Here is a 10,392-nt window from a genome sequence, read left to right as displayed (position 1 = left end):
CACCGGGTACCGGTGCCCCTTGTACAACGGCGGCGTATTGCCCACGGACAACCCTCTCCACCGTGATCAACCCGAAGATCATTTCACCCGATCAGCCAACGTGACAGTGCCCTGGGACAGCTTGTGTCGCCTCAGCGCCAGCGCTCGTGGCGGATGTCTGCGGAAGCGTCGGTGAGCTTCGCGATCGAGCGGCGGGCGGCGTTGACAGTGACGGTCCGGCGGGCGATACGGGCGAGCGGGAGGTCGCTGGCCGAGTCGGTGTACAGGAGTGCGTCCTCCGGGGCGAACCCCAGCGCCCGGACGGCATCGATCTTTGCTTCGCCCACGTTGTGGGCGATGAGTCGGGGCCCCCGTGGGGTGAAGTCGAGCCGGGAAGCGGCCAGAGGGATGCCGTGCAACCCGACGCCGTCCAGAAATGCACGCGCGAGGTTCTCCTCCGAGGCTGTCGCCACGACGGTCGGACCACGACCGCGGGCGCATTGACACCTTGCCACAGCTTGTCTGACCGCTGTCCGGGCTGCCATGGCCCGGCCCGTCACGGCTGCCAGTTCCTCGTACTGGCTGCGGGTCATTCCGCGCAGCGTCAAGGCCACGATCGCCCGGTTCATCGCGGGCTTCAGCGCGCCGTCGGGCGGTGCTGCCGAGGCGAGCAAGAACGGTGGGATTGCAGCGGCGAACCGGAGGGGACGGGCTGCCAGACGAGCTCTGACCAGTGAGGACATCGTGTCCTCACTGGTCAGGACGCCGTCGAGGTCGAAGATCGAAGTGATTTCGTTGGCTGGGTTCACTGTGGGAAGGCGTCGGCTTTCATCTGGACGAGAAGGTCTACGGCAGCGAGCGCGCTCACCTCGACGACCATCGTGACAGCGGAGCTCTCGCCGTGGACAGCGCCCACCGAGACGAGGCCGACGTCGGTACGGCCGAAGATCTCGCGCGCCTGCGCTGCTGCGTCGGCGCCTTTGGCTGCGGAAGGCCGGTTGCGGCGCGTCGGTTTCGGTCCTGCCATGATGCGCTGCCACTCCGATTGCCCGAACATATGGAAAGTTGACCGTTTTGGTCTGCGATTGTGGATGCGGTGGCCGGTGGGAGTCAAGGGGAGGTCCAGGCGGGGGCGCCGATGGACCGTCTGTACGACTGTGGCGCAACGGCCGGATTCCGCGCGACGCTCTTCAGAGGGGCAGAACCCCTGCCGCGCCGGAGGCGAGGGGGACTGCCGGCGCCGAAGGGAGCGGTTGGCTGTATCGCGTTCAGGCCACGACGATGTTGTCGCCCGCCGCGGCGAGGGCGTCGCTCAGGCCGTCCGGGCAAGGACTGTCGGTGATGAGGGTGTCGAAGCCGTCGAGTTCGCAGACGCGGTGGGCGGCCGTGCGTCCGAACTTGCTGGAATCGGCGAGCACGTAGCGGTGGGACGCGTTGGCGAGCATGGTGCGCTTCGTCGCGACTTCGTCGAGGTGGAAATCGGTCAGTCCGTAGGAGGCGATGCCTCCGGAGCCCAGGAAGACCGCGTCCGCGCGCAGATTGTCGAAGAACTCGACGGCCTGGGCATTGGAGCAGGCCAGGTCGCCACCGCGCAGCCGCCCGCCGCTGACCAGGACCTCGACCTGCGGGCGGGAGCTGACTTCGGCGGCCACGAGCAGGGAAGGGGTGGCGATGACGCCGGCGTGATCGGCGGGCAGAGCACGGGCCACCTCCAGGGCCGTGGTACCGACATCGATGACGACCGTCTGGTTGGGTTCGATCAGGGCTGCTGCGGCTCGGCCGATGGCCTGCTTCTCGGCGAGGGAAGCGCCTCTGCGCTCGTTGAAGGAGGCCTCCTCCCCGACAGGTGACCGGACGGCGGTGGCCCCTCCGTGGACACGCGCCAGCTCGCCGCGGCGCTCGAGGAGGGCGAGGTCTCTGCGGATCGTCTCGTGGGAGACGCTCAGCAGGCTGGTCAGGTCGTCCGTCGTGATGAACTCGAGCCGAGCGATCTCGGCGACGATCCTGCGGTGACGCTCGGCTGCTAGCACATCCGGCCCTCTCTGATTGACTGTTTTTGTGGAACCCTGACTGCATTCTAGGGCTCATGTGACGTGCGGAACGCATCGCCAGCGGCCACAAAATCCCCGCAGCTCAAAGCGTCTTCTGCTAGGGATCAGCGATCGTTCACCAGGTCGGGAGTGCTAACCCTTGACGGCAAACGGGCAGGGGGCCACACTCTCAGCAGTCAATAGTCCACATAAACGGTCACGAGTGGGCTGTCGACCGGCGTCGAGGTGGCGCGGACCGCGGGTCCTCGCGGCCATCCCCACGAACAGGCTCCAGCGCATTCCTGCGAGGCGGGCCTTGATGCCGACCGCATTCGGTTCTTCGATCACCCACTGGCTTCCGCGGCGACGGCGGGGCACTCTGAAGCAGGGAACGAGGTCATGGCCAAATCAGAAGCAGGTGCTCAGGCGCCAAGAACGGCTGAGGGACAGCAGGGCGGGGCGAACCAGGTGATGGCGCGGGAGCTGGGCTGGTACGCCTCGTTCTCCGTGGCGTTCGGGTTCGTGTCGATCGCGACAGGGATCTTCACGGCCTACGGCTCGGTGCTCGCCACCTCGGGCCCGCGCGGCATCTGGGCCTGGCCGATCTCCGTGATCGGCCAGCTCTGCGTCGCCCTCGTCTTCGGAGCGCTGGCGGCGCGCATCCCGATCAGCGGCTACTCCTACCAGTGGGTGTCGCGGATCGTCGGGCCCGTGTGGGGCTGGATCATGGGCTGGATCTCGTTCGCCTTCCTCGGGGTCGTCGTGGTCGCAGTGGACTACACGATCGCCTCCACGATTCTCCCTGAGCTGTTCCAGTACGTCGGCACGACACAGAACGCCTGGGTGATCACGGCCGGCGTGGTGTTGCTGCAGGCCCTGCTGGTCGCCGCGTCCACGCGTATCACGCACAAGGTCAACAGTGCGGCGGTGACGGCGCAGCTCATCGGCATGATCACGCTGACGGCGCTGCTGTTCGCGGTGGGCTACTTCACCGGCAAGCTCGACTTCGCCCACCTGTTCGACACCGCGACGATCCCGGAGAGTGGCTACTACGGTCTGGGCGGCGGAACCCACGCCGGCCCCTTCGCCCTGGCGTTCCTGCTCGGCGCGTTCACCATCGTCGGATTCGAGTCCGCGGCAAACCTGGCGGAGGAGACCAAGAACCCCGCCCGCGTCATCCCCAAGGCGATGGTCCAGGCCGTCCTCTCCCTGGGCGTTCTCGGCTTTCTCTTCCTGGTCGCCGTGACCGCCGCCGTCGGCCGGGTCGACGGCGCCGCCGAGTCGGCCACCCCGGTGGCCACCGTGATCACCGCCGTGCTCGGGTCCGTGGTGGGGAAGAGCCTCCTGGTCCTCGTCGTGGTCTCGATCTTCTCCTGCGGGCTGGTGATCACCCTCAGCGGAACCCGCCTGGTCTACGCGATGTCCAGGGACGAGCGCTTCCCCGGATGGCGCCTGCTCAAGCGCATCCACCCGCGGACGGCGACGCCGCTGAACGCCACGGTGTTCATGATGCTCATCGCGCAGATCGTTCTCGCGGTCTTCTCCCGTTCCACCGACGCCCTGTTCCAGCTGTTCTCCGCCGCCACCCTGCTGCCCGCCGTCATCTACGCCGGCACGGTCGCGATGTACGCGGCCAAGCGCTCCTCCCTGCCGCCGTCGCGCGGCTTCTCCCTGGGGCGGTGGGAGGTCCCGGTCCTGCTTCTGGCCGGGGTCTGGCTGGTGTACGAACTGCTCATCTTCCGGGACGCTTCCTTCCGCGGCCCCTGGGCCTACGTCCTGGTGCTGTGCGGGATCGGCGCCGTCTACCTGGCGGCGCTCCTCGTCCGGCGCGGCCGCGCCGCCCTGACCATGCCTGACATGGCCGACGTCGACCGTGCCCTGGACAACGCCACCGCACCCTCCGCGGCCGACACGGAAGGGGCCCTGCGATGACCACGATCCTCGCCATCGACCAGGGCACCTCGGGCACCAAAGCCATCGTTGTCGACGCCGAGGACGGAACGGTCGCCATAGCCGAGGAGACCATCCGCCCCACCTACCTGCCCGGAGGGGGTGTCGAGCAGAATCCGCACGAACTGCTCGATTCCGTCCTCACCGCCGGCCGCCGGGCCGTGAGCATGGCCGGCCGGCCCATTGACGGCGTGGCCCTGGCCAACCAGGGAGAGACCGTCCTGGCCTGGGACGAAGCCACGGGAACGCCGCTGTCCCCGGCGATCGTCTGGCAGGACAGCCGTGCGGGGAGCATTTGTGCCGAGTTGGCCGAGCACCGCGAGGCCATCGCGCAGCGCACCGGTCTCGTTCTCGACCCCTACTTCTCCGCGCCCAAGATGGCGTGGCTGCGCCGCAACCTCACCCGTGACGGGGTGGTGACCACCACCGACACCTGGCTCGTGCACCACCTGACAGGAGAGTTCGTCACCGACGCCTCCACCGCCAGTCGTTCTCTGATCTTCGACCTGGACGGTGCGGCGTGGGACGGGCGTCTCGCTGATCTGTTCTCCCTCGGCGACGAGCGGCTGCCCCGCATCGTCGGCAGCGACGAGGTGGTCGGCACCACGCGCGCCTTCGGACAGGAGATGCCCGTGGCCGGCCTGATCGTCGACCAGCAGGCCGCTCTGGTCGCCGAGGCATGCCTGGAGCAGGGCACGGCCAAGTGCACCTATGGCACGGGCGCGTTCCTGCTGGCAAACACAGGATCGGACCCCGTGCGCTCCAGCGCGGGCCTAACGACGTCGGTGGCCTGGCAGGCCGCGGGGCAGACCCTGTATTGCGTGGACGGCCAGGTCTACACCGTGGCATCGGCCGTGCGCTGGCTGCAGGACCTCGGTCTTCTTCAGTCCGCCACCGAAATCGACGCGCTGGTCGCGAAAGACAGCGACGGCGTCATGTGCGTCCCGGCATTCGCAGGACTCGCCGCTCCGTGGTGGGCTTCCGAGGCCACGGCCTCCCTCACCGGCATCACGCTGGCCACCCGCCGCGAGCACCTCATCCTGGCCGTGCTCCAGGGCATAGCCGCCCAGGTCACCGAGCTGACGGCCCTTGTCGGCCGAGACCTCGGCCGGCCCCTGAACCGGCTGCGCGTCGACGGCGGATTGACCAACTCCGCCGCCCTCATGCAGGCCCAGGCCGACATCGCCCAGCTCCCCGTCGACATCTACCCCAACGCGCACGCCACACCCCTCGGCGCTGCCGCGCTCGCCCGCTGCGCCCTCGACCCCGCCATCAGCCTCGAAGAGGCCGTCGGCGACTGGCAGCCGGCGACCGTCTACGAACCCCGCTGGTCCGAAGACCGGGCCCAGGAGTTCCGCACCACATGGGCACAGGCCGCCGAGGCGTGTGCCACCAAGGGAGACCACTCATGACCCCCACCCCCCACCGTCCTCACCCCGAGGTCTTCGACATCGTGGTGATCGGAGGAGGCATTGTCGGCTCGGCCATCGCACGCGAACTGTCCGGCTACGACGTCTCCGTGGCGCTGCTCGAAGCCCGCGACGACGTCGGAGACGGAACCAGCAAGGCAAACACCGCCATCCTGCACACAGGCTTCGACGCGAAACCGGGCACCTTGGAGTCCCGGCTCGTGGCTCGCGGCTACCACCTGCTGAGCGACTACGCCAAGGCCACCGGCATCCCCGTCGAGCACACCGGTGCCGTGCTGGTGGCCTGGAACCAGGAAGAGCTCGACGCCCTGCCTGGCCTGAAGGAAAAGGCCGAGGCCAACGGGTACGAGCACTGCCACATCGTGGACGCGGACGAGGTGTACCAGGTCCTGCCCGATCTGGGCGAAGGCGTGCTCGGAGGCCTGACGGTTCCCGACGAGTCCATCATCTGCACATGGACCACCAACCTCGCCCTGGCCACGGACGCCAGGCAACGCGGGACGACGATCCTGCTCGAACACGCCGTGACCGGCATCGACGTGCGCGACGACGCGACGACCTTGCACACCGCCCAGGGCGACGTGCGAGCCCGCTGGGTCGTCAACGCGGCAGGCCTCGGCGCCGACACGATCGACCGGCTCTTGGGCCATGACCGCTTCACGGTTACCCCCCGACGCGGCGAGCTGTTCGTGTTCGACAAGCTGGCACGGCCCAAGGCCGACAAGATCGTCCTGCCGGTTCCCTCCTCCCGCGGCAAGGGAGTGCTCATCTCCCCGACGATCTACGGCAACGTCATGCTCGGCCCCACCGCCGAGGACCTCACCGACCGCACTGACACCTCCACGTCCGAGGACGGCTACGACTTCCTCCTCAGCAAGGGCGCGCGGCTCATGCCGAGCCTGCTCACCGAGGAGGTCACCGCCAGCTACGCCGGACTGCGCGCCGCGATCGACCGCGACGACTACCTCATCGAAGCCGCCCCCGAGCAGCGGTACCTCCTCGTGGGCGGCATTCGCTCCACCGGACTGACAGCGGGCATCGCCATCGCCGAGCACGTCGCCGGGCTCCTGTCGGAAGCCGGTGCCGGGCTCCGCAGCCGCAGCAACCTGCCCGCTCCGCCCCGGATGCCGAACATCGGCGAAGCCACTACACGCCCCTACCAGGACGCCGACCTGATTGCCGCGGACACCGCCTACGGCACCATCGTCTGCTTCTGCGAACGGGTCACCGAGGGTGAGATCCGCGACGCCTGCCACGCCCCAGTGCCCGCGCGCAGTCTGGAAGGGCTGCGCAGACGCACCCGGGCCATGAACGGCCGCTGCCAGGGCTTCTTCTGCGGCGCGGCCGTCGCGGCCCTGCGCACCCGGCACCAGACCAACGACGGCTGCTGCAGCCAGCACAAGGACAACCGATGACCCACCAGCTGCCCCTCATCGAGCCCGATGTCCTCATCATCGGAGGCGGCCCCGCAGGGCTCACCGCAGCCGCCGAAATCGCCGACCGCGGCGCCGGGCGGGTCCTGGTCGTCGACCGGGAGAAGCAGGCCGGCGGCATTCCCCGGCACAGCGACCACACCGGATACGGCCTGCGAGACCTACGCCGTGTGATGACCGGCCCCGCCTACGCCCGCCACTTGGCCGACCGGGCCGCACGGTCCGGAGCGGAGATCCGCACCAGCACCATGGTCACCGACTGGTCCGATCAGCACACCGTTGACGTCACCAGCCCCGAGGGCCGCTACCAGATTCGTGCCCGGGCCATCGTCCTGGCGACCGGCGCCCGCGAAAGGCCCCGCACCGCACGCCGCATCCCTGGAGATCGCCCCCACGGGGTCTATACCACCGGACAACTTCAAAACCTCGTCCACCTCCACCATCAGCCCGTCGGCAAGCGGGCCGTCATCGTCGGTGGCGAACTAGTCAGTTGGTCCGCAGCCATGACCCTCCGCGAAGCCGGCTGCACCCCCGCGCTCATGATCAGCAAGTACCCGAAGGCAGAGTCCTACGGCGCCTTCAACGCTGCCGGCCGCACCATCCTCCGCGTTCCGGTCGCCACCCGCAGCCGTGTCACCCAGGTCATGGGCAAGGGCCGCTGCGAGGCTGTCGAGATCGAGAACCTCGACACAGGCAAGCGCCGAACCGTCGAATGCGACACCGTCGTCTTCAGCGGCGACTGGATCCCCGACCACGAACTCGTGCGCTCCGCGGGTATCACCCTCGACGAACGCACCCTCGGCCCCCTCACAGACACTGCGCTGCGGACCAGCCGACCCGGAGTCTTCGCCGCCGGCAACATGCTCCATCCCGTTGACACCGCCGACGTGGCCGCCCTCGACGGTAAGCACGTCGCCCAGCAGGTCATCAACCACCTGGACGGAAGGCATGAGCCGGCCGAGGGGGTCCGTCTGATCGCCGACGCCCCGTTCCGCTGGATCGCACCGCAGATCCTCCGCCCCGGCGATCCGGCTCCGGCCCGCGACCGGCTCCTGCTCTGGACGGACGAGTTCGTCCGCTTCCCCAAGGTGACGGTCCGCCAGGACGGCCGTATCGTCGCCCGCCGGACCCTCGCCTGGCCTGCGGCCCCGGGCCGGGTCTTCCGTATCCCGTCCTCGGTCCTCGACGGGATCTCCTACACCGGGGGTCCCGTCCACATCACCACTTACAACTCGCGCGAATAGGCGCGGGTTGGGGCGAGGGGCGGGGACGTGCCGCGATCTGGCAGCCGCTACTCGCCGTGATCGTACTCGGTGGCCGGGCGGGGAGTGTCTAATCAAGGGCCCTGTCTCACTTTCGGTGGTAACGGAGAGTCGTGAGGGTCGTTGGCATTCGCGTGAAGGATGTCAACGAGCTCGTGCAGACGCTGTTTTCGGGGTTGTCCCCGTTGGCCATCGAGGATGTGGCCGACGAGGGCGAGCGGATCGTGGTGCGGGCACGAACTCCGCACGACACTGCTGTTTCCCGAGGTGGCGCCCCTCCGCAAAGAGACCGTGCGGCTTCACCCACGTGTGGGTGAGCCAACGTGCCGAGACAGCTCGGTCGGAGGCCCGCTGCTGTGGCCGGCCGAGGATGCCTGGCCATTGTGCTCCGAGCGCGAGGGGTCGCCGATGGTGCCTGTCGTGCAGATCTACCGCACCAGCGTTCCTGGCACCGTCCCGTTTCCCGAAGGGTGCGATCTACTCCAAGTTCTGTGGTGCCCACGGAAGCACAGCGGCCATCGTTGGATCGTTCCGCACGTCCAATGGCGAAAGGCGGGCTTGGTCGGCAAGGTGTTGGAGACTCCGCCATGCCCGGCTGAGCTGTGGAAGAACTACGTCCCACGTCCTTGTGTGGTGCATCCAGAGCTGGTGACGGAGTACCCCTATTGGGATCTTCATGACGACATGTGGGACGCGTTGGAGTTCCGGTTCTTGTACCTGGACCAGGAGACGGGCTGGGACTACCAGAGCCACCTCGGTGTCCGAGGTGGGAGTCCGGAGCGAAAACCGCCGCTGTCTCTCGCTCTCCTGCCGTCACCGCAGCGAGGCGGGCGGGCCGGGCGCTGAATTGCAGGGCCGACCGGGCGCGCGTCACCCTGATAGTTGAGGGCAGGTGCTGACGTGCACACCAGCGACGAAATCTACCACCGGGTGCTCTGGGACCCGCGCTTCGACGCCGAGCGGTTCGTGATGGGGATCGCCGAGCGCGGGGCCCCGACGAAGCGGGTCCTGCTCGGCGACTTCGTACCGGGCGGGGAGATCCCCTGGCACCGGGTGGTGTTCTTCGAGGCGGACGGCCAGGTCGTCTGGGACCGCGCCTCCGGCATCGACCGACTCGACGAGACCCTCGTCGGGCACATCGGTCCCGTGCCGGCCCCGGCACCCGGCGACGTCCTCGCCGTCCCGTCGACGAACCGCACCGCCGTCGCCTGGCTGCCGCCGGCGGAGTTGTGGCCGCCGATCCAGCACATTCGCCGCGAACACGACCGGCAGATCCGCCGCTGGCCGCCGCACGTCAACGTGCTCTTCGGATTCGTCCCCGAGGCCGAGTTCGCCCGGGCCCTGCCGCTGGTCGCCGCGGCGCTCGCCGAGACGCCGCCGTTCACCGCCCGCCTGGCGGGCGTCCACTGGTTCGGGCACCGCGAGGATGCCACCGTCTGGCTCGACCCGGCCGCCGCCGACCACGAGCCCTGGGCGCGGCTGCGGGAGTCCCTGGAGCTCCGCTTCCCGCTCTGCGGATCGCACTCGCACGGCTACACCCCGCACCTGTCCCTCGGCCGTACCCCGGACCCGCACCCCCTCGCCCGCAAGGCGGAGGCCCTCCTCGGCCCCATGACGGCCCTGGTCGACGGGCTGGTCCTGCTCTCCCGGCGCGGCGACGAGCCGATGCGGGTCCGGGCCCGCGTCCTGCTCGGCAGCGGCGATGTACGTCACCCGGAGAATCCGGCCCTTCCGGGCAACCCTCCGCCGCCACCACCCGTCTAGGCCCAATACCGGTGACTTTGATGGTGCTGGCTCGTTGATTTGGTGTGCCAAGGCCCGGACAGTTGAAGGTAGTTGAGGGCGATCGGTTTTCGGATCGCATCGCCCTTGGAGTGCTCACGCGTGCGTTTCCGCCGGAGCTGGTGGATGAGGTGGTGGCGGAGTGCGGACGCACCGAGGAACGTCAGCGTCTGCTTCCCGCTCGGGTGGTGATGTATTTCGTGCTGGCGATGTGCCTGTTCTCGGGGCAGGGGTATGAGGAGGTCGGACGGCTCCTCACCCAGGGCCTGGAACGCGAACGCCGCTGGTCGAAGACGTGGCGGGTGCCCACCAGCGGGGCGATCGGACGGGCCCGGTTGCGGCTGGGGGCGGAACCGATGAAGGCGCTGTTCGCCAGGGTCTGTCGGCCCGTGGCGCTCCCGGCGACGACGGGAGCGTGGTTTCGGGGTCTGCGGTTGGTGTCGGTGGACGGGACGACCTTCGACCTTCCCGATACGCAGGCCAACGCCGCCTTCTTCGGACGGCCGGGAACGGGGCGTGGCCAGGG

Annotated in this window: 8 protein-coding genes and 1 pseudogene; 6 read left to right on the top strand and 3 right to left on the bottom strand. The window is 68.8% G+C overall.

Translation table 11 applies throughout. The annotated features are described in order from the left end of the window. Positions 1-131: 131 nt before the first annotated feature. The 3 genes from BT364_RS38215 to BT364_RS38205 form a co-directional block, all read right to left on the bottom strand. Positions 132-788: an HAD family hydrolase gene (locus BT364_RS38215; protein ID WP_072489734.1), complete on the bottom strand. Its 657-nt coding sequence runs from the start codon at positions 786-788 to the stop codon at positions 132-134. Beyond that, positions 785-1,036, bottom strand: a complete 252-nt coding sequence (locus BT364_RS38210) for a hypothetical protein (RefSeq protein ID WP_072489733.1) — start codon at positions 1,034-1,036, stop codon at positions 785-787. Before BT364_RS38210 ends, BT364_RS38215 begins: the two co-directional genes overlap by 4 nt. 211 nt (positions 1,037-1,247) lie before the next feature. Then, on the bottom strand, positions 1,248-2,009 hold the full coding sequence (locus BT364_RS38205; protein WP_072489732.1) for a DeoR/GlpR family DNA-binding transcription regulator: 762 nt from the start codon (positions 2,007-2,009) through the stop codon (positions 1,248-1,250). 399 nt (positions 2,010-2,408) lie between these two features. Between BT364_RS38205 and BT364_RS38200 the strand changes: the two genes are divergently transcribed. From BT364_RS38200 to BT364_RS38165, 6 genes and pseudogenes are all read left to right on the top strand, one after another. Beyond that, positions 2,409-3,941: an APC family permease gene (locus BT364_RS38200; RefSeq protein ID WP_072489731.1), complete on the top strand. Its 1,533-nt coding sequence runs from the start codon at positions 2,409-2,411 to the stop codon at positions 3,939-3,941. Then, positions 3,938-5,371: an FGGY family carbohydrate kinase gene (locus tag BT364_RS38195; RefSeq protein WP_072489730.1), complete on the top strand. Its 1,434-nt coding sequence runs from the start codon at positions 3,938-3,940 to the stop codon at positions 5,369-5,371. The genes BT364_RS38200 and BT364_RS38195 overlap by 4 nt, the downstream gene beginning before the upstream one ends. Beyond that, a complete protein-coding gene (locus BT364_RS38190) occupies positions 5,368-6,804 on the top strand; it encodes an NAD(P)/FAD-dependent oxidoreductase (protein ID WP_072489729.1) in 1,437 nt (478 codons plus the stop codon). The genes BT364_RS38195 and BT364_RS38190 overlap by 4 nt, the downstream gene beginning before the upstream one ends. Then, positions 6,801-8,066 carry an NAD(P)/FAD-dependent oxidoreductase gene (locus BT364_RS38185; protein ID WP_072489728.1) on the top strand — a complete coding sequence of 422 codons (1,266 nt, stop codon included), beginning with the start codon at positions 6,801-6,803 and terminating at the stop codon, positions 8,064-8,066. Before BT364_RS38190 ends, BT364_RS38185 begins: the two co-directional genes overlap by 4 nt. A gap of 918 nt (positions 8,067-8,984) precedes the next feature. Then, positions 8,985-9,794: pseudogene (locus BT364_RS38170) on the top strand (RNA repair domain-containing protein); the annotation flags it as partial. Between the two features lie 116 nt (positions 9,795-9,910). Then, on the top strand, positions 9,911-10,392 hold a 482-nt coding region (locus tag BT364_RS38165), incomplete at its 3' end, for a transposase domain-containing protein (RefSeq protein ID WP_256260425.1).

Source organism: Streptomyces atratus (assembly GCF_900119365.1).
Classification (GTDB): domain Bacteria; phylum Actinomycetota; class Actinomycetes; order Streptomycetales; family Streptomycetaceae; genus Streptomyces; species Streptomyces atratus_B.
The sequence above is the reverse complement of the archived record's forward strand: the minus strand, read 5'-3'. Positions and strand labels throughout refer to the sequence as shown.

Bases quoted from the DNA above. Each gene is read 5' to 3' on its own strand.
- BT364_RS38185 (WP_072489728.1), top strand. From the start codon at position 6,801: ATGACCCACCAGCTGCCCCTCATCGAGCCCGATGTCCTCATCATCGGA.
- BT364_RS38200 (WP_072489731.1), top strand. From the start codon at position 2,409: ATGGCCAAATCAGAAGCAGGTGCTCAGGCGCCAAGAACGGCTGAGGGA.
- BT364_RS38210 (WP_072489733.1), bottom strand. From the start codon at position 1,036: ATGTTCGGGCAATCGGAGTGGCAGCGCATCATGGCAGGACCGAAACCG.
- BT364_RS38195 (WP_072489730.1), top strand. From the start codon at position 3,938: ATGACCACGATCCTCGCCATCGACCAGGGCACCTCGGGCACCAAAGCC.
- BT364_RS38190 (WP_072489729.1), top strand. From the start codon at position 5,368: ATGACCCCCACCCCCCACCGTCCTCACCCCGAGGTCTTCGACATCGTG.